The organism is Chryseobacterium sp. FH1 (assembly GCF_000735135.1).
GTDB lineage: Bacteria > Bacteroidota > Bacteroidia > Flavobacteriales > Weeksellaceae > Epilithonimonas.
Genome location: NZ_JPLZ01000002.1, coordinates 206188 through 225238 on the forward strand (window position 1 = coordinate 206188; position 19051 = coordinate 225238).

The 19051-nt window shown below is 37.8% G+C and carries 24 protein-coding genes; 8 read left to right on the forward strand and 16 right to left on the reverse strand.

Features of this window, described 5'->3' with window-relative positions:
* From IO90_RS02225 to IO90_RS02235, 3 genes are all read right to left on the reverse strand, one after another.
* Entirely contained in the window at positions 1-303 is a 303-nt protein-coding gene (locus IO90_RS02225; RefSeq protein WP_034963504.1) for a thioredoxin family protein, read from the reverse strand.
* A gap of 66 nt (positions 304-369) precedes the next feature.
* Positions 370-1779 carry an MBL fold metallo-hydrolase gene (locus IO90_RS02230; protein ID WP_034963506.1) on the reverse strand — a complete coding sequence of 470 codons (1410 nt, stop codon included), beginning with the start codon at positions 1777-1779 and terminating at the stop codon, positions 370-372.
* A gap of 181 nt (positions 1780-1960) precedes the next feature.
* Positions 1961-2473 (reverse strand): hypothetical protein, encoded by a 513-nt coding sequence (locus tag IO90_RS02235; protein WP_034963508.1) that lies wholly within the window; start codon positions 2471-2473, stop codon positions 1961-1963.
* Positions 2474-2643: 170 nt separating this feature from the next.
* Here IO90_RS02235 and mutS point away from each other — a divergent pair, with 170 nt between their 5' ends.
* Positions 2644-5199: a DNA mismatch repair protein MutS gene (gene mutS / locus IO90_RS02240; RefSeq protein ID WP_034963510.1), complete on the forward strand. Its 2556-nt coding sequence runs from the start codon at positions 2644-2646 to the stop codon at positions 5197-5199.
* A 7-nt stretch (positions 5200-5206) separates the two neighbouring features.
* Here the strand turns inward: mutS and IO90_RS02245 are convergent, their stop codons facing one another.
* Both IO90_RS02245 and IO90_RS18250 read right to left on the reverse strand, forming a co-directional pair.
* The gene (locus IO90_RS02245; protein ID WP_034963512.1) at positions 5207-5389 is read right to left on the reverse strand and encodes a hypothetical protein; all 183 of its coding nucleotides are present in this window, start codon (positions 5387-5389) and stop codon (positions 5207-5209) included.
* A 59-nt stretch (positions 5390-5448) separates the two neighbouring features.
* Positions 5449-6117, reverse strand: a complete 669-nt coding sequence (locus IO90_RS18250; protein WP_131450804.1) for an energy transducer TonB — start codon at positions 6115-6117, stop codon at positions 5449-5451.
* Between the two features lie 69 nt (positions 6118-6186).
* Between IO90_RS18250 and IO90_RS02255 the strand changes: the two genes are divergently transcribed.
* The 3 genes from IO90_RS02255 to IO90_RS02265 all read left to right on the forward strand — a co-directional run bounded on the left by IO90_RS02255 (position 6187) and on the right by IO90_RS02265 (position 7817).
* Positions 6187-6675, forward strand: a complete 489-nt coding sequence (locus tag IO90_RS02255) for a TlpA family protein disulfide reductase (protein ID WP_034963514.1) — start codon at positions 6187-6189, stop codon at positions 6673-6675.
* A gap of 70 nt (positions 6676-6745) precedes the next feature.
* Complete coding sequence (locus IO90_RS02260) at positions 6746-7369, forward strand: thioredoxin family protein (RefSeq protein WP_034963516.1); 624 nt, start codon at positions 6746-6748, stop codon at positions 7367-7369.
* Positions 7370-7424: 55 nt separating this feature from the next.
* Entirely contained in the window at positions 7425-7817 is a 393-nt protein-coding gene (locus tag IO90_RS02265; RefSeq protein ID WP_051878201.1) for a DUF2809 domain-containing protein, read from the forward strand.
* Here the strand turns inward: IO90_RS02265 and IO90_RS02270 are convergent.
* From IO90_RS02270 to IO90_RS02285, 4 genes are read right to left on the reverse strand one after another with little or no spacing between them, the layout of a single operon-like run.
* Positions 7796-8722 (reverse strand): YARHG domain-containing protein, encoded by a 927-nt coding sequence (locus IO90_RS02270; RefSeq protein ID WP_034963518.1) that lies wholly within the window; start codon positions 8720-8722, stop codon positions 7796-7798. The genes IO90_RS02265 and IO90_RS02270 overlap by 22 nt on opposite strands.
* Positions 8719-9354: a DUF2306 domain-containing protein gene (locus IO90_RS02275; RefSeq protein ID WP_034963520.1), complete on the reverse strand. Its 636-nt coding sequence runs from the start codon at positions 9352-9354 to the stop codon at positions 8719-8721. Before IO90_RS02275 ends, IO90_RS02270 begins: the two co-directional genes overlap by 4 nt.
* 9 nt (positions 9355-9363) lie before the next feature.
* The gene (locus tag IO90_RS02280) at positions 9364-9696 is read right to left on the reverse strand and encodes a bacteriophage spanin2 family protein (protein ID WP_034963521.1); all 333 of its coding nucleotides are present in this window, start codon (positions 9694-9696) and stop codon (positions 9364-9366) included.
* 50 nt (positions 9697-9746) lie between these two features.
* Complete coding sequence (locus IO90_RS02285; protein WP_034964221.1) at positions 9747-10958, reverse strand: NAD(P)/FAD-dependent oxidoreductase; 1212 nt, start codon at positions 10956-10958, stop codon at positions 9747-9749.
* 229 nt (positions 10959-11187) lie between these two features.
* Here IO90_RS02285 and IO90_RS02290 point away from each other — a divergent pair, with 229 nt between their 5' ends.
* The 4 genes from IO90_RS02290 (at position 11188) to IO90_RS02305 (ending at position 13983) form a co-directional block, all read left to right on the forward strand.
* Positions 11188-11682: an acyl-CoA thioesterase gene (locus IO90_RS02290; RefSeq protein ID WP_034963523.1), complete on the forward strand. Its 495-nt coding sequence runs from the start codon at positions 11188-11190 to the stop codon at positions 11680-11682.
* Positions 11683-11760: 78 nt separating this feature from the next.
* A complete protein-coding gene (thiL, locus tag IO90_RS02295; RefSeq protein ID WP_034963525.1) occupies positions 11761-12816 on the forward strand; it encodes a thiamine-phosphate kinase in 1056 nt (351 codons plus the stop codon).
* Positions 12817-12866: 50 nt separating this feature from the next.
* On the forward strand, positions 12867-13676 hold the full coding sequence (locus tag IO90_RS02300; RefSeq protein WP_034963527.1) for a M48 family metallopeptidase: 810 nt from the start codon (positions 12867-12869) through the stop codon (positions 13674-13676).
* Between the two features lie 28 nt (positions 13677-13704).
* Positions 13705-13983 (forward strand): hypothetical protein, encoded by a 279-nt coding sequence (locus IO90_RS02305; protein WP_034963528.1) that lies wholly within the window; start codon positions 13705-13707, stop codon positions 13981-13983.
* On the opposite strand, the gene IO90_RS02310 is transcribed toward IO90_RS02305, so the two are convergent.
* The 7 genes from IO90_RS02310 to IO90_RS02335 all read right to left on the reverse strand — a co-directional run bounded on the left by IO90_RS02310 (position 13984) and on the right by IO90_RS02335 (position 19023).
* On the reverse strand, positions 13984-14829 hold the full coding sequence (locus IO90_RS02310; RefSeq protein ID WP_034963530.1) for an AraC family transcriptional regulator: 846 nt from the start codon (positions 14827-14829) through the stop codon (positions 13984-13986). It lies immediately after the preceding gene.
* Positions 14830-15048: 219 nt separating this feature from the next.
* Positions 15049-15663 (reverse strand): outer membrane beta-barrel protein, encoded by a 615-nt coding sequence (locus IO90_RS02315; RefSeq protein ID WP_034963532.1) that lies wholly within the window; start codon positions 15661-15663, stop codon positions 15049-15051.
* Complete coding sequence (locus tag IO90_RS02320) at positions 15647-16462, reverse strand: ABC transporter ATP-binding protein (protein ID WP_034963534.1); 816 nt, start codon at positions 16460-16462, stop codon at positions 15647-15649. Before IO90_RS02320 ends, IO90_RS02315 begins: the two co-directional genes overlap by 17 nt.
* Entirely contained in the window at positions 16462-17214 is a 753-nt protein-coding gene (locus IO90_RS02325; RefSeq protein ID WP_034963536.1) for an MlaE family ABC transporter permease, read from the reverse strand. Before IO90_RS02325 ends, IO90_RS02320 begins: the two co-directional genes overlap by 1 nt.
* Before the next feature lie 32 nt (positions 17215-17246).
* The gene (locus IO90_RS19215; RefSeq protein WP_117596573.1) at positions 17247-17378 is read right to left on the reverse strand and encodes a sugar transferase; all 132 of its coding nucleotides are present in this window, start codon (positions 17376-17378) and stop codon (positions 17247-17249) included.
* Positions 17379-17426: 48 nt separating this feature from the next.
* Entirely contained in the window at positions 17427-18059 is a 633-nt protein-coding gene (locus IO90_RS02330; protein ID WP_034963539.1) for a 7-carboxy-7-deazaguanine synthase QueE, read from the reverse strand.
* Between the two features lie 79 nt (positions 18060-18138).
* Positions 18139-19023 (reverse strand): bifunctional 5,10-methylenetetrahydrofolate dehydrogenase/5,10-methenyltetrahydrofolate cyclohydrolase, encoded by an 885-nt coding sequence (locus IO90_RS02335; RefSeq protein ID WP_034963541.1) that lies wholly within the window; start codon positions 19021-19023, stop codon positions 18139-18141.
* Between the last annotated feature and the right edge of the window lie 28 nt (positions 19024-19051).

Consider the following 19051-nt stretch of genomic DNA (forward strand, 5'->3'; position numbering starts at 1 on the left):
TTAATTAGAATACTGCTCCAACACGCCAACCAAAGAATTCACATCGTGAACACCGCTTTCTTTCCACAGCATTTCTCCATTTTTGAAAACAGCTAACGTCGGAACACCTCGAACATTATATTGATTGGCGATGGACGGAAATTGGTCGATGTCAATTTTTACGATTCTGGCTTTTTCGCCAACCTTTTCTTTTACAGAATTCAAAACTGAGGATTGAACTTTGCACGGCTGACACCAAGTGGCAAAAAAGTCAATAAGAACAGGTCGTTCGGATTGGATGAGTTCTTGAAATTTTTGTGACATTTTTTAAAGATATTAGAAGTTAGAGTTTGATTTTGCGTTGTCAGGCTGAGGTTCTCGAAGCCTTTATTATAAAGTCTTTGTTTGACAAACAAAATTACTCGTCGGAACATTATCGAATTTCTTGATGGCATTGAAACCGCCCTCCACTTCGGTAAAATTCCTATAACCTCTTGACTGCAAAATACTGGCCGCAATCATACTTCTGTAACCACCTGCGCAATGCAGATGAAAATGCTCAGAATTATCGATGGAATTGACCCAATCATTGATGTAAGCCAACGGTTTGCTGTAAGCCTCATCAATGTGTTCTGCTTCGTATTCTGTCTCTTTTCTAACGTCGATAACTTTTTGATTTTGAGAATATTCGGAAGCAAATTGTTCAGCAGAGATTCTTTTGATCTCATCAATTTCTTTTCCAGAATTTTTCCAGCTTTCAAAGCCTCCTTCTAAAAATCCAACCACGTTATCAAAACCAACTCTACTCAATCTCGTAATTACTTCCTCTTCAGTTCCCAAATCTGAAACCAGAATAATCGGTTGTTGCACATCCACGATCATCGCGCCGACCCAAGGTGCAAAATCACCTTTGATGCCGATGTTTATTGAATTTGGAACAAAACCTTTATGGAAATCTCCCGCACTTCTTGTATCCAAAATCAAAGCGCCGGTTTCTTCAACCGCTATCTCAAAATCTTCTACTGCGATGGGATTATTTCCTTTTTTAAGGACTTTTTCGAAACTTTCGTAGCCACCTTTGTTCAAGGCAACATTCATCCCAAAATATTTTGGTGGCGCTGTCAAACCATCCAAAACCTCAGCAATGAAGCTGTCTTTAGTTGGTTGGTTAAGAGCGTAATTGGTCTTTTTTTGATTTCCCAAAGTGTCCACTGTTTCCTTCTGCATATTTTTCCCACAAGCAGAACCCGCGCCGTGAGCAGGATAAACTGTGATAGAATCATCCAAAGGCAAAATCTTGCTGTGGAGACTTTCATATAACATTCCAGCCAAATCTTTTTCTGTGATTTCGCCGGCTTTTTGAGCTAAATCAGGTCTTCCAACATCACCTAAAAACAGTGTGTCACCAGAAAAAATAGCGGTTTCCTTTCCATTTTCGTCGATCAAAAGATACGTTGAACTTTCTAATGTATGACCTGGTGTGTGAAGGACTTTGATTTGGACTTTACCGATTTCGAAAATCTGATTGTCTTCTGCAATGATCGCTTCAAACTCTGGTTTTGCAGTTGGTCCATAAACGATTGGAGCCTCAGTTTTTTTGGAAAGATCTAGATGTCCAGAAACAAAATCTGCGTGGAAATGCGTCTCAAAAATATATTTGAGTTTTACCTGGTCTTTCTCCAAACGCTCGAGGTAAGGTTTGATCTCTCTCAGCGGATCAATGATCGCCGCTTCGTTTTCGGAGACGATGTAGTACGCACCCTGCGCAAGACAACCGGTATATATTTGCTCAATTTTCATTGTGAATCAATAGGTTATATTTCAAAAGTCAAATCAGTAGATAAGTTTGAACTTTCGTGATTACAAATATGAGATTATTTAAAATAATTATAAATAAATTTCGAATGATATTATTTATGATTCCGATTTAAAATTAAACAAATGCTTGATTTAAATAAACCGAATTTTGAATCAAAGCCGATTATTTTACTAATAAATAAATTCCCACACCAACAGATGCGTAGGCTGCAACTGTGATGATGTCCGCAGTTGGATTTGAGAATTGTCTTTCCGCAATCGTTGATTGGTTGATTTGATTTTTGTGAAATTTCAGAATCTTTTTCGGTTTATGGATCACGTGGGCTACCAGCGTATCACTTTCCCATTTATCAACCTGGATCTTGTGCGATCTTCCCGCCGCTTCGATTTTATAAAACTTGCTTGGTTCAAGCTTGGCTTCAATGCCCGTTCCTGTTGGCGCTTTGGCCTTAGTCTTATTCCTGTCGATTTTAGATTTCTGTGCCACCGCAGACTCAATTGCAGTAAGACTTGCTTGAGGAGAAGCAACGCTTCTTTCAATACTTTCAATATTTGTAGCAGATTTCACGGGTGTTTCACGCTTTTCCTGTGGTTTTTCCTCACCTTCTGCCTTGACTTTGTAGGTATAACAGCTTATCAGAGAAAATGATATAATAAGGAGATAAATATTTTTCATTAGCCAAATTTAAGAATTAAACGGATTATTTCTAATTTTCTTTTAATTAAGAGTAAGCTTATGACTGAAAATTCTAAACACGACAATTATCTCGGTCATATAATCTCTGAATTAATTCGTATTTTAGCGCTTCTAAAATCAAAACTTTGGCTAAGAAAGAAACCCCGTTAATGACGCAATACAACACCATCAAGGCAAGATATCCTGATGCACTTTTGCTGTTCCGCGTGGGAGATTTCTACGAAACTTTTGGACAAGATGCCATTAGAACGTCTCAGATTCTTGGCATTGTTTTGACCAAAAGAGCCAATGGCGAAGGTCATATCGAGCTGGCAGGATTTCCGCATCATTCTGTGGATTCCTACTTGCCAAAACTCGTGAGAGCCGGATTGCGTGTTGCGATTTGTGACCAATTGGAAGATCCGAAAACCGTCAAAGGCATCGTGAAACGTGGTGTGACAGAATTGGTGACACCTGGCGTGACGTTCAACGATCAGGTTTTGAGTTCCAAGAAAAATAATTTCCTGCTTTCTCTTCACAAAGAAAAAGAGAAATACGGATTGGCTTTGGTAGATGTTTCCACCGGGGAATTCTTAGTGAGCGAAGGCAATCTTGAGAAGTTGCTTCATATTGTTCATACTTTTGATCCGAGCGAAATTATCTACCAAAGAACTACTGAACTTCCGAGTCAATTAAAAAACAAAAGCGCTTTCAAGCTGGAAGATTGGGCTTTCCGATATCCTTATGCTTATGAAAAACTGACTTCGCATTTCAAAACGCAATCTTTGAAAGGTTTTGGGATTGAGGAACATAAATTGGGTGTGACTGCAGCGGGAGCTATCTTTGCTTATCTGGTGGAAGATACGCATCACGCACTTTTACAACACATTACAAGAATCAATCTGATTCCGCAAGATGATTATCTGATGATGGATGGTTTCACTTTGAGGAATCTGGAAATCGTTTATTCGGCAAGTCAGCAAGGGAAATCGCTTCTGGATATTATTGATAAAACTTCTACGCCAATGGGCGGAAGATTGTTGAGAAGACGGATCATTCTTCCTCTTAAAAATATCGGTGACATCAACAGAAGACTTAATCTCATCGAGTTTTTGAATAAGGAAGATGCTTTGAAATATGACATCAAGGATCTGTTGAAAGGCATTTCTGATTTGGACAGATTAATTGGAAAATTGGCCGCCGAAAAGATTTCACCGAAAGAATTAGGTTATCTCCGCCAATCGGTTGTCAACATTCAGGAAATCAGAACAAAACTTTTGAAATTTCCAGATGTTTTGGCTTGGCTGGACCCGATTATCAACCTTGATGAGTTAATCGATTTCATTAAGAATCATTTGAATGATGAGCTTCCCGTCAATATCAGTAAAGGCAACGTGATCCGAGAGGGAATTTCCGAAGAACTGGACCATCTGAGAAACATTCAAAGTAAAGGTCGAGGTTTCCTGGATGAGATGTGCCAGCGCGAAATCGAAAGAACTGGAATAACAAGTTTGAAAATCGATTTCAACGGCGTTTTTGGATATTACATCGAAGTTCGAAATACCCATAAAGATAAAGTTCCGGCCGAATGGATCCGTAAACAAACTTTGGTGAATGCCGAACGTTACATTACGGAAGAACTTAAAGAATATGAAACTCAGATTTTGGGCGCAACGGATAAAATCAGCGCGCTTGAATTTAAACTTTACAGAAATGTTTGCGACAATGTGATGATCTATATCGATCAGTTGCAGGAAAATTCAAAATTGATCGGTGAATTGGATTGCGCGGTTGGTTTATCGGAATTGTCGGTTGAGGATAATTATACAAAACCAATTCTAAACGATTCTTTCTCCATCAACATCCAAGAAGGACGACATCCGATCATCGAAAAATCTTTACCTCTTGGCGAATCTTACATTCCGAATGATGTTTTTCTGGACAGAGATTCACAACAAATCATAATGGTCACCGGACCGAATATGGCTGGTAAATCAGCGATTCTGAGACAAACCGCGATTATTTCTCTGCTCGCTCAAATCGGAAGTTTTATTCCGGCGAAACACGCTGAGATTGGAACTTTAGACAAAATTTTTACGAGAGTTGGTGCGTCGGATAATCTATCGGCTGGCGAATCGACGTTTATGGTGGAAATGAATGAGGCCGCGAATATCCTTAATAATATCTCGGACAGAAGTTTGATATTGCTTGATGAGATAGGGCGTGGAACTTCCACTTACGACGGTGTTTCCATCGCTTGGGCGATTGCAGAATATCTCCATCAACATCCAACGCAACCGAAAACGCTTTTCGCAACGCATTATCACGAGTTGAACGAAATGTCCATCAACTTTGAAAGAATCAAAAATTTCCACGTTTCCATCCAAGAAGCAAAAGGAACAATTATTTTCTTAAGAAAATTGATTTCTGGCGGAAGTGAACATAGTTTCGGGATTCACGTGGCAAAGTTGGCTGGAATGCCGTCGAAAGTGGTGAATCGTGCGAATGAGATCTTGAAAACTTTGGAATCCAACCGATCAACACAAGAATCTGGCGACAAAATAAAACGTGTGACCGAAGAAAATCTTCAGCTTTCATTTTTTCAATTGGATGATCCGGTTTTGGAAAACATCCGAGAAGAACTCACAAAAATTGACATCAATACTTTGACGCCAATTGAAGCTTTGATGAAACTGAATTCCATCAAAAAGATGATTGGTAAGTAATTCTGATTTACTTTTTTTCCACCGCGACTGTATCTACTTTTTCATCCGTAGAAACTGCACTCGAATCTACGCCTTGATTTCTCATATGTTCTGCGCTGTGATCGTCTTTGCGTTGTTCGCGCTTGTCTTTATCGGGAATACAACTGGTTGCAAATAATGCTAAGGAACCGATTAATAATAACTTTTTCATCGTGGTAAATTTTATGGTTATATAATCATTAGGTCAAAAATCAAACCGAACTGATTTATCTATCTTATTACATTAATTTCTAATGGTAGTTTAAAAACTTGACTTACAACAGCTCCATTTATTATTGCTGGGTTCCATCTTCCTTTTATTTTTGAAACCGCACGAATCACTTCTTTATTTAAAGATTCATTATCACCAGTTACATTAATGTTACTAATTTTCCCGTTTGTTTCTACAACAAATGAAATCTCACAAAACATGTTTTCTTTTTCTTTGATTTTCTTGAAAGAAATTTTTTCTTTAACTCCTTGTATGAATCCTTCGTTACTTCTAAAATAGGTTGGTTGCGTATCATTCTCAAATTTCATATCTAAAGGAACTTTATATCGAGATCTCACAGCAACACCATTTATCTTTCCTGGAATCCACTTTTCTTTAATTTGTGAAATAGCATTTACTGCTTCGTCATTGAATTCCTTATTATCACCAAAAGCTTTGACGTCTGTTATATTTCCTTCTCTATCAATTACAAAAGTTAATTCGCAATGAATATTTTGATTTCCATTGGACACAATCTTGTCCGTTCTTATGTTTTTAGAAATCATTGTTCTGAATACTTGATTACCTTTGGGAAAATAGGCTTTCTCTTCAATTGCATTCTTTTCTTCACTTTGGGAGTACGCAAAAATGCTTAAGAGAACTCCAAATAATAAAATAAGTTTTTTCATAGTTTTTTTCAAAAGATATTGATTTACAGAATTTGATGGAAGTGTCAAAAACTATTTTTAAATTTGAACATGAAGATTTTATTAAAATTCCTTTTGCTGATTTTCCCTATGATGATGAATGCGCAAGTTCAAAGCGAGGTTTCATTAATCAAATATGAAGATCTCGAAAAACATCTCCAACAGTCAAAAGACAAATTTGTAGTTCTCAATTTTTGGGCAACCACTTGCGCGCCTTGTGTAAAGGAATTGCCAAATTTCATGGAAGTCAACAAAGAATATTCCCAAAATCCGGATTTCAAAATGCTGTTGGTTTCGCTTGATATGGCGAGAGACAAAGAGAAAGTCCTTAATTTTATAAAAACCAAGAACCTGACCGCCGAAGTTGTGATTTTGGATGATGTCAAGCGGATGAACAATTGGATCCCGAGATTCCAAAAAGATTGGGAAGGCGAAATTCCGGTTACGCTATTCTACAAAAATGGGGAAAAAGTCTTCTTCAACAACGGCGAAATGTCGCTTCAAGAATTGAAAACAGCGATCGATAAAAATTATAAGTAGCTTATGGCTGTTGGCTTTTAGCAATTGGCTTTTGAAATTATGATTAATTAAATCAATAAATTATAATATTATGAAAAAAATAAAATGGCTATCGTTTGGATTAATGATGATTTTAGGATTGTTAAGTTTTTCATCAATTAAAACAATCAATTCAGGATATCAAGTTGGTGATGAAGCCACAGATTTCAAATTGAAAAACATCGATGGAAAAATGGTTTCTCTCAGCGATTATAAATCGGCGAAAGGTTTTATCGTGATTTTCACTTGCAACCATTGTCCGTACGCGAAGAAGTACGAGGACAGAATCATCGCGCTAGACAAAATGTTCAAAAGCAAAGGTTATCCGGTGATTGCAATCAATCCGAACGATGCGACGGTACAGCCTCAGGACGGTTTTGCAGAAATGCAGACGAGAGCGAAGGAAAAAGGTTTTACGTTCCCATATTTGGTGGACGAAGGTCAGAAGATCTATCCAATCTATGGCGCTACAAAAACGCCTCACGTTTATATTCTGGAAAAAGAAAATGGAAAAAATATCGTGAAATACATCGGCGCCATCGACAACAATTACGAAAATCCAAATGATGTTTCCGAGTTTTACGCGCAAGATGCCGTGAATCAATTATTAAAAAATGAAGCCGTGAAAACGGAGAAAACTGTAGCCATTGGTTGCACGATCAAAGTGAAAAAATAAAACAATCGAGGTAATAATTGCCTCGATTTTTTGTTATGATTTATAAACTATTCCCGTGAAAATTAATTTTAAATTCAGTCTAAAAAACCTTCTGATTGCCATCGCCATTTTCTTAGTAGAGATTCTGATTGCGACCAAACTCAAAGATTGGTTTTTCGTTAGAGCCTACCTGGGCGACGTTTTCGTGGTGATGCTGATGTATTATTTCATCAAGGCGTTCTTCGATTTTGAACCTGTGAAATTGATCATCGGCATCTTTATTTTTTCTTGTTTGATAGAATTTCTCCAATATTTCCACTTTGCCGAAGTTCTCGGTTTCAAAGACAATCGGTTGATGATGATTGTCTTGGGAAATTCATTTAGTTGGCTGGATATTCTTTGTTATTTTGCGGGATGCGTGGTTTTATTCTTGATTGAAGGCAAAGCCTATCGCCCAAAAGTATCATAATGGTCTTCCGCATACTTTTCGAAACGAGCTAATAGCGCAACATTTTCTTTTTCAAGTGGCGTCAAGTCGGCATCCACATTGTTTGAAACCGGAACATACCAATCTGCATTTTCAAAAAAGCTGCGGTAAGTTTCCTTTTTGAATGAATAGCCGTGACGGGCAAAAACCGTATTTCTGATAATTTGAAGATCCAGTTTTCTAAGGTTCTTCAAATCTTTCTCAGTCAGTTTTTGCTTTGAGGCGTTGATTTTAAAAACACTATCGGAAGCGCTTCTGTAAAAAGTAAGTTCGGAAACTTGCGTTTCGCCTTCATTGTTCACATAGGTATTTTTCTTCGCTTTTCCGTCATTCCAATCCACGGGATTTTCATAATCACTGTCTTCAGAATTATCCTTAGAAAGCATAAAATTTGGATTGTAGGCAAACTCTTTTCTTGTCAGTTTCAAAGTTTTTTCAGGCGATTTGACCGATGATTTATTAAAGGCGATCCAATCTCCAATCAAGCTATCTTGTTTCAATTTCAATTGGAATCTCCCATCCGATTTGTCATTTCCTGGTTCATCAAGAACAAATCCCAATGTATTTTCATTTAGAATTCCTCGGAAAGGTCTTTGATTCCCATTCACAACAGAATAGCCGTAAACACTGTCTTTTGTGATCCGGTTGATCTTCACAGAGATTCTTTTGTACTCTTCTATTCCCTTGTTATATTCTATTGAATTTTCTCTTGTATTGAATTCGCCGGTGTAAATGCCGTACCACTCTTTATGAAATTCCTGCTCTACCTCTTTTTTAGAAACCACAGAATCGGTTTTGATGTTTTCGTTTGTTTTCTCTTCTTTCTTACAAGAAATTATAGAAATTGCGAAAATCAGACTTGCGAAAATTAGATTAATGCTTTTCATCGTTTTTGTTTTTTGATTAGATATTCCACAAATAATAAGTTCGGAACCCAACCAAGCCAAGCAATAATTTGATAAACATCCATCGGATTGGGATGGAATAAATATACTAAAATTACCTTCCACATCCGCAACGTAATTGCAGAAAGCGCCAATGCGTAACTGCGCCACATCCAGAATTGATGTTGCTGAATATTGCCTTTCCTGATTTCAACATAGGATTTATAAGTCGTATAAAACCAAAGTATTCCGAGGATAACAAACGACACTTTCGCCACCAATCCGCCATTAGCAAAAACACCGATGTAAACTCCTGATAATGAAGATAAAAGCAAGGTTGTAAAAACATAGATCCGCCCAGAAAACCGATGCAGATATTTCAGCTTCTTATCAAAAAAAACAGCAATAAATCCTGCCATCAAAGCGAAAATACTGCTGTAAATGTGTATGTAAAAAATGGGAAGATATTCTGGCCGGGAAGTGACTTCCGTTTGTTTTATCATCAGAAAACTTACATTAGAACTCACGGGAACGTAGTCTAAAGTAATTTTCAGCATTAGCCCAAAAAAGTATATAAAAATAATGGCAAGAATCATTCTTACCATTAAACCTTTGGACTTTATAAGCGGGAGCATTGCTCTGGATTAAATAGGAATAAAAACAACCGCTGCAATCGCTGCAATTGCAATAATAGCAGAAACCAAATAATCTGGTTTTTTGATTTCTCTAACTTCGCTTTTCTCAATTTCCACCATTTCGCCTGCTCTGTTTTTTCCGTAAATCTTGGTTGCATCTACTTTCAAAACTTCCACTTTTTGAGATTTTGCATCCTTGGTCTGGATGGTATAAGTTTTATATAGGTCCAGCGAGTTATCCTTCATCGGTTTGTTTGGAGAAACCACTCTCGTAGAGCAAGAAGCGAGAATAAAAAACAGTGATAAAACTAAAGCTTTGGTAATATTTTTTGAGAATTTCATTTTATTTTATAAAAATTAATTATGATGGTAAAGTTAGCAAAAGATTTTATTTATAATGTATTAAGATGTTGCGAAATCAACCAGCCTTCGCTCCAGCAAGCTTGAAAATTAAAGCCACCTGTAACAGCATCTATATCAAGAACTTCGCCAGCAATGTAAAAATCAGAAATAATTTTTGAAGACATGTTTTTAAAATTAATTTCTTTCAAATTTACACCTCCCGCGGTTACGAATTCATCTTTGAAAGTCGATTTTCCTGTGACTTTTAATTTTTTCGCACAAAGATTTTCCAGAATCAAATCTAATTCTTTTTTTGTGATATTAGCGATCTGTTTTTCTGGATTGATATGACTAATTTCAAGGATCTTGTTCCAAAAACGATTCGTCACATCAAATATTTTTGATTTCTCGATAGATCTTTTCGGATTGCTGTTTTTGAATTCCTTCAATTCTTCCTCAGCTTCCGAAAGTGGTTTCGAAATAAAATTCACCTCGATCTCAAAATTATATTTCAGCTTAGCCAAATTTCTCGCTTCCCAAGCCGAAATTTTCAAAACCGCCGGACCAGAAAGTCCCCAATGTGTGATAAGAAGTGGCCCGGATTCTTCGGTTTTCAAACTCGGAATGCTGACTTCTGCATTTTCAAAACTCGTTCCGGGAAGATCTTTCAGCAAATCATCCTTAATATTAAAAGTGAAAAGCGATGGAACTGCCTCCACAATTTTGTGCCCTAGATTCTGAATCAACTTTACAGATTTCGGAGAACTTCCAGTCGTGTAAATCACAATATCTGCTGTGAAATCGCCCTGTTTTGTTTTAATCAAATAAGTTTCTTCTTGTTTAATAATCTCAGAAACAGAAACCTGCGTTTTGACTTCGAAGTTTTTATTTCGGACTTCATCAATCATCGCATTAATGATGCTTTGCGAAGAATCTGTGGTTGGAAAAACGCGATTGTCTTTTTCAATTTTCAAAGGAACATTTCTGGTTTCAAACCAATCCATCGTGTCGCCTGGTTGAAACTTGGTGAAAACACTCAGCAATTCTCGATTTCCCCTTGGATAAAAATTCACCAATTCTCTCGGATCAAAGCAAGCGTGCGTCACGTTGCATCGTCCCCCACCGGAGATTTTCACTTTCTGCAAAACATCGGAGTTTTGCTCGAGGATTGTCACGTAATATTTGTTCTCATCAAGATTTGCCGCGGTGAAAAAACCAGCTGCGCCTCCACCTATGATGATTATTCTTTTCTTTTTTGACATTAATTTAATCTTATAAACCAAGATGTCGCTACGCTGGAGCTTTAAGTTGGTGCTTCTAATTTTTTCTACAAACATATCGCATCTACGTCGATATGTTCAAAACAAAAATTATATTATCTAATTATTCTACCAATATGTCACGACTTCGTCGCTATTATTCTATGCACAAAATTACATTTTTAAAATCCACCTCAAATGGTTAATTTTGAAGAATATTAAAATCAGAAAAATGTCTGTGTATTATCATAAATTTGAAGTGAGATGGAGCGATATCGACGCCAACCGTCATTTGGGAAATTCAACTTATGTTGATTATTGCTCGCAAACGAGAATGGCTTTTCTCAACAAAAACAAAATTGGGTTGACACAACTCAACCGTTGGGGAGTTGGACCTGTGATGATGCACGAGAAATATTCTTTCTTCCGAGAAATCTATGCAGATCAGACGGTTTTTGTAGGTTTGGAAGTGGCTTCAATTTCGGAAGACGGTTCTATCTACCAGTTTGTTCACAAATTTTATCTGCCAGACGGAACGCATTGTGCAACTGCAGAAGCAACTGGCGTTTGGATTGATATTATGCTAAGAAAAATAACAACGCCACCAGAAGATATCATCTTGGTAATGAATGAATTCAAATCTGAGAACGTGAACATCATTACTAGAGATTTTCTGAAAACTCTGCCTTTCCGACCGGAGAATGTTAGTCCGGAAATATTTAAATAAATGATTGATGACAATCGATAAAAGATTTTTTTCGCTTGTCATTGATCAATCATCATTAATCAATTATCATTTATAAAAATGCTCGAAGATAAATCACAAGAACTAACGCCCATTTCCAAATTGGGAGAATTTGGTTTGATAAAACATTTGACGGAAAATTTCCCAATTGTTCAGAATTCTACAAAACTTTCCATCGGCGACGATGCGGCAATTATTGATGCTGAAGGTCAAAAAGTTGTTGTTTCCACGGATATGTTGGCGGAAGGTGTTCATTTCAATTTAGGCTATGTCCCATTGAAACATTTGGGCTACAAATCTGTTGTTGTCAACCTCAGCGATATTGCCGCAATGAATGCAACGCCTACTCAAATCTTGGTTTCTGTTGCTGTTTCCAGTCGTTTCCCGGTGGAAGCTTTGGAAGAAATCTATGACGGAATATCTTTGGCTTGCAAAAGATATAAAATTGACTTAATTGGCGGAGATACAACAAGTTCCAATGCTGGATTGGTGATAAGCGTCACAGCAATCGGACTTGAAAAAGAACAAAACATTGTCAAAAGAAGTGGCGCAAAACCAAATGACCTTTTGGTGGTTACCGGAGATTTGGGAGGCGCTTATCTTGGACTGCAGATTTTGGAAAGAGAACATTCGGTTTTTCTGGCAAATCCAAATATGCAACCCGAAATGGAAGGATTTGATTACATCTTAGAAAGACAATTGAAACCGGAAGCAAGAACGGATATCAAGAAAAAATTAGAGGAACTGGATATTTTACCAACGTCTATGATTGATGTTTCTGACGGTTTGGCTTCGGAGGTTCTTCATTTGTCGGATCAGTCGAAGGTTGGTTTTAATCTTTATGAAGAGAAAATCCCGATGGACGAATCCACGATTCATACAGCTGATGACCTCAACCTGAATCCTGCAATGGCCGCACTAAATGGCGGTGAGGATTATGAATTACTCTTCACAATCTCACCTAATGATTTTGATAAAATCAAGAATCATCCAGACTTTACCATTATTGGTCACGCAACTGAAAACAACGACGGTAATTTCCTGATCGCCAGAGGTTCAAACCAATTGATTCCTTTGACTGCCCAAGGTTGGGACGCGTTCCTGAACAAAGAATAATTTTTGGAATAGAACTTGTAAAACACAAATAATATTTAAAATATAAAACGATGAAAATTTTAAAAATTTCAACATTATTATTAGCTGGTCTGGGAATTACGGCTTGTGTTACCAATCCGGTTACAGGAAGGTCATCCATTCAATTTGCAAATAATGCAGAAATCGCAACCGCTGCCTCTGGCGAGTACAGAAAAGCACTTTCTAGTGGTAAGGTAGTCACAGGAACAGCTGATGCAAACAGAGTTAAGAACGTAGGTGGGAAAATCAAAAATGCCGCTTACGCTTATTATAAATCAATTGGTAGAGAATCTGACTTGGCAAATTACAGCTGGGAATTCAATCTTATTGAGGATAAGCAATTGAATGCTTGGTGTATGCCGGGCGGAAAAGTAGCTTTCTATACAGGAATTTTGCCTGTTTGTAAAGATGAAAACGGTGTTGCCGTAGTGATGGGACACGAAGTTTCGCACGCCCTTGCAGGACACGGAAACGAAAGAATCTCGCAAGCAATGTTAGCGGAATATGGCGGTGCTGCTCTCGGAGGCGCATCCGGCAATTCAAAACTGATGGGTGTTGTGAAGCAGCTTTATCCTTACGGGGCTCAAGTTGGTTTACTTTCTTATGGAAGAAAACAAGAATTGGAAGCTGATAAGATGGGTCTTTACCTAATGGCAATGGCCGGATATGACCCAAGAACTTCTACATCATTTTGGCAAAGAATGCAACAAGCATCTGGTGGCGGAGGAAAAACGCCTGAGTTCTTGTCCACGCACCCAAATCCTGAAAACAGAATTGCCGATCTAAACGCTGATATGCCAAAAGCTTTGGAATATTACAAAGCTGCTGGGGGTAAACTTTAATTCACTATATTAGTAAAAACATTTAGAGATGAAAAGTTTAGTTGTAATAGGAATTATTTTACTGGGACTAGGTGCATTGCTGTTCTATCTTAATGATATGGCAATTGACCTTAGAGTTATTTACGGTGCACTTTCCGGCATAGGAATCGGATTGATCATTGGCGGATTGGTTGGCTACGTCAGCAAAGGCAACGCTGTGAAGGAAGCACAATTGAGAAGAGAATTCAAAACACTTCAGCAAGAAAAGGCGGAGTTGGAGTTGGAAAAACAACGTGTTGAGAATAATCCGAACAGTGGAAGTTATTAATCAAAGGCTTCTAATGAATTGACCAGGCGTCGTCTTGGTATACTTCTTGAAAATTTTATTAAAATAAGTAATATTATTAAAACCTGTAGCATAGCAGCTTTCTGCTATGCTTTTTTCTTGTGAAAGCAGGATGCAGGCTTTATCAATCCTATATCTGTTTACAAATTCCACAAAAGTAATGGAAGTAGCTTTTTTGAAAAAGTTGCAAAATGCTGGCTTTGTAAGATTTGCCAAGTCTGCCGCTTGTTGAATATCAACCTCATTTTGATAGCCATTTTCTACATAGGTGAAAACCGCTTCCAATCTGTTTCTATTTCTGGAAACGATGGTGTAAGGCATTATTTCGGTATTCAACAATTCGTAGTCTTCTGTTTTCGCAAGGTCGTGCAGAAGATCAAGAAGTAGCAAATATCTCGAATAGCCTTCTGTTTCAGTTATTAATTTAAGTTTAGGAATAATTTGATTCTTCACCTCCGACGAGAAAAGAACGCCATAACGTGACATTTCCAATAATCGTTTGATTGAATTGGTTTCTGGCTCCGTATCAGGTAAAGAGAGAATTTCTTCTTTGAATAATATTACGATTTCCTCGTGTGGATCTGTGGCATTAAGTCCAAGCCCAGAGTGAGGAATATTAGAACCAATAAGAGCCAACGCACCATCTTCGAAGTGACTTTTGTGGTAACCAACGTGTCGAGTCCCTTTTCCTTTCAGTACACAAACAATCTCAATCTCAGGATGATAGTGATATTTCCAATGAAGTTCCGAGATCGGAATGTCCTTAATATGGAATACTTTGAAGGAGCTATTGTCGTCCGGCGAAATATGTTCTAGAATTACTTTCATTCCAGTTAATGCTAATTTTATGTAAAAATAAACAAAACATATTAATATTGTTATGTTTTTTATTTATTACGTTAAAAGAAAATTCGCTCAGACCGTCTACTTTTGTAATACAAAATCAATCTCTCACAAGAATTGAGTTTGTGAATTTTTAAGGTCTATATATGAAAAAGGCTGGAAATTAATTTTTCCAGCCTTTTTATTTTTTGTTGTTGACGTTTCTTAGTTGAAGTTATATCCAATACCTAGGATGAACATACTTGGACGGTTGTCATATCTGATCTCTTGTCCTGCAACAGAAGTGAAGATTCTTGTATCTTTGGAAAAAGCACCTTCATATCTTGCATTCACTACAAATTTGGAAAGCGTTGCCTGTGCTCCAAATTGGTAACCTACAGTGAATTCATTTTTTGCATTCTCTTTGAAGCTTGCATAAGTTTTGTCTGTCCCTAAATTATAAGAAGCAACGGGCCCTACAAAAGCGGCCAACTTTCCTAGAAGGAAATTATGACCGACCAACACAGGAACATCTATTCTATCGCTTTTAGCTTCCAATTCAACACCATCTACCGTGTTTTTATTCTTGATAGATGTATAATAAATCTCCGGCATTACAAACCATCCTCCAACTGGAGATCCGATTTTTGCAGCCAAACCTACGTTAAATCCTGTTGCATTGTCGCCTTTGCTATCAATAGCCCCGTTGAAGGTCCCCTTCAGGTTGTCCCAACTTGCAGATGATGTATTGAATAACGCGTTTGCTCTCGCTCCAAATGTTACCTGCGAATAAGCAAATACACTTGCCAATACGCCAATTGTACTAATCAGTTTTTTCATTGTCTTCTGGTTTATCGTTAATTAAACTTGTTTGATGATTTTCTAACATAAATTCTCTCAATTGCTTGAATAATTCTGAGGAATAAACGAAATCTATAAGATTTTTATTTTTTGCTGTCGTCAACATATTTTTGTCACCTTCCCATTCTTTGATTCCTTGTCTCAGATAGAGGATTTTTTCACCAATCGTCATCACAGAGTTCATATCGTGTGTATTGATGATGGTGGTTGTGTTGTATTCCCTTGTGATTTCCAAAAGCAGATCATCAATCACATTGGAAGTGTATGGATCTAATCCAGAATTGGGTTCATCACAAAAAAGATATTTTGGGTTGTTGACAATCGCTCTCGCAATGGCAACCCTTTTTTGCATCCCTCCAGAAATCTCGGATGGATATTTTTTATTGGCTTTATCGAGGTTTACTCTTCCAATTACCTCAAGCACTTTTCTCTTTTTCTCGCGATAAGTCAGATTGGTAAACATATCCAGCGGAAAGCTGATGTTCTCCTCCACAGTCATTGAATCGAATAATGCACTTCCTTGGAAAACGGTTCCAATCTCCGAACGGAGACCTTGCTTCTCTTCCCTTGACATTGACATAATATCTCGGCCATCAAACAAAATCCCACCACTGGAAGGCTCATAAACATTGAGAAGCGATTTTAAAAAAACCGTTTTTCCAGATCCACTTTGCCCAATGATAAGGTTGACTTTTCCGGTTTCGAAAGTTGTCGTAATGCCTTTCAAAACCTCAACATCGCTATTGAAGCTCTTTCTTAATTCTTTAACTTCTATCATTAGCTTAGGAACATCTGGGTTAATAATAAATTCATAATAATTACAGCAATCATTGTCCAAACTACCGCTTGTGTACTTGCACGTCCAACTTCTAGAGATCCACCTTTCACATTATAACCAAAGTAGGCTGGAATGGTTGCAATCAAAAAAGCAAAGACCGCTGTTTTGAGAAATGCATACCAAATAAAGTATGATGGCATATACATCTGGATTCCAGTAATATAATCTCCCGTTGTCCAGCTTCCAGTCGCCCATCCCGCAATATATCCGCCCCAAATCCCAACGACGATACTAATTGCAATCAATATCGGGTTGAAAACCACGCTGGCAACAATCTTTGGTAAAATCAAGAAATTGGGAGAGTTGACACCCATAATATCCAAGGCATCAATCTGTTCCGTAACACGCATTGTTCCAATACTGGAGGCAATGTACGAACCTACTTTCCCAGCAAGAATCACGGAGATAATCGTTGGCGAGAATTCCAAAATCAAAACTGTTTTTGTAGCATATCCTACAAAACTATTGGGAATAGGAAAAGAGGAAGCGTCGAAGTTATTAAACATCTGAATCGCCACAACTGCACCTACGAAAAACGAGGTAAACAGCACCAATCCAAAGGAGTTAACTCCCAAATCATAAAACTCTCTGACGAGGAGCTTGAGATATACATTCCGCTTTTGCGGTTTGCTGATGGCTTTTCCCAGCAACAAAAAATATTCTCCTATGGATGTAAATAGTCGTTTTAACATAAAACAAAATTAGTTCTTTTTCTGATAAAATATCAGCGCGCATTTTTGTCGCCGACGATGAGTAGAAACACGGTTTTTAGAATGATAACAATATCCATACTAAAGCTCCAGTTTCTCACATAAAAAGAGTCGGCAAGGATTCTTTTTTTCATTCCGGTGTTCATATCGCCTTCATCGCCTCGAAATACACTGACTTTAGACGCTTAAAAAAATTAAGGAATGTTCAGGTATTTATGCGTTTGGATGGATGATCTCCATTTCGGGTTTTCCAAAATGAAATCTGTAATTTTCGGATACATGGCATCGCGCTTGCTCCATTCGCTTTGGAGATAGAGTTCGCAATTTTCATTCACTTTACTGCCTTGTTCTGTCGCGAAGTTAAAATCATTATTATTAAAAATAATCATTTTCAATTCGTGTGCTTTGGTATAAATCTCTGCTAATGGAAGTCCTGTTTTCTTTGGCGAAAGCGTGATCCAATCCAAATGGCCGCTCATCGGATAAGCGCCGGAAGTTTCTATGTGAATGGTGCAACCAAGTTCTTTCAGCTTTGAGGTCAATATTTCCAGATTCCACATCAATGGCTCTCCTCCGGTCAAAACGATGGTTTTGCAATGTCTGGCCGCGGTTTCTGCAATTTCTATTGCATTCATCACTGGATGAAGCGTCGGATCCCAACTTTCTTTCACGTCGCACCAATGGCAACCGACATCGCAACCGCCAAGACGAATGAAATATGCCGCTTTCCCAGCATGAAAACCTTCTCCCTGGATGGTGTAAAAATGTTCCATCACAGGGAGAAGGTTTCCTTCTTTCAGTAAAATATTTTCCTCTTCTTTTGTCATTATCCTCTCCCTAAATTCCTTTCCTTTGGAGAGGACTTTTCAGTATCTCCAATATTGAGAATTGGTTATTTTTTAAATTTTAGTCATTATAAACAGACGTTTTGTAGGCAATGATGGTATTCTTCATCAACATCGCCCGCGTCATTGGTCCTACTCCACCGGGAACAGGCGTTATCCACTCTGCTTTTTCTGCACAGCTATCAAAATCCACATCGCCAGCAAGATGATAGCCTTTTTCGGAATCGTCTTCTACACGGGTAATTCCAACATCCACGATCACTGCACCTTTTTTAATCATATCGGCTTTAAGGAAATTTGGATCTCCCAAAGCGGTGATGACGATGTCTGCCTGTTTTGTATATTCTTCTATATGCTCTGTGTAAGAATGCGTAAGCGTAACGGTAGAGTTACCTGGGAAATCTTTTCTCCCCATAAGGATGCTCATTGGTTTTCCCACGATTCTACTTCTTCCGATAATCACACAGTCCTTACCTTTCGTTTCAATATTATATCTTTCCAATAAGGTGAGAATCCCGAATGGCGTTGCTGGTAAAAATGTATCCATCTCTAAAGCCATTTTCCCAAAATTCTCTGGATGGAAACCATCAACATCTTTTCTTGGATCAATTGCCATAATGATCTTTTCCTGATCAATTTGCTTTGGCAAAGGTAATTGAACGATAAATCCGTCCACTGCTTTTGACTTATTCAACTCATCAATTTTTTCCAACAATTCCGATTCTGAAACTGTGCTTGGGAATTTGATCAATGAGGACTGGAATCCAACTTCCTCACAATCTTTCACTTTACTGTTGACATAGGCTTTGCTCGCTCCATTGTTCCCAACTAATATTGCTACCAAATGTGGCGCTCTTCTATGGTTGGCGAGGATTCTTTCAACTTCCTCTTTGATTTCAGCTTTTACCTCTTTTGAGACTTTGAGTCCATCTAGAATTTTTGCCATTTTTACTTTCTTTTTACTTTTTAGATTT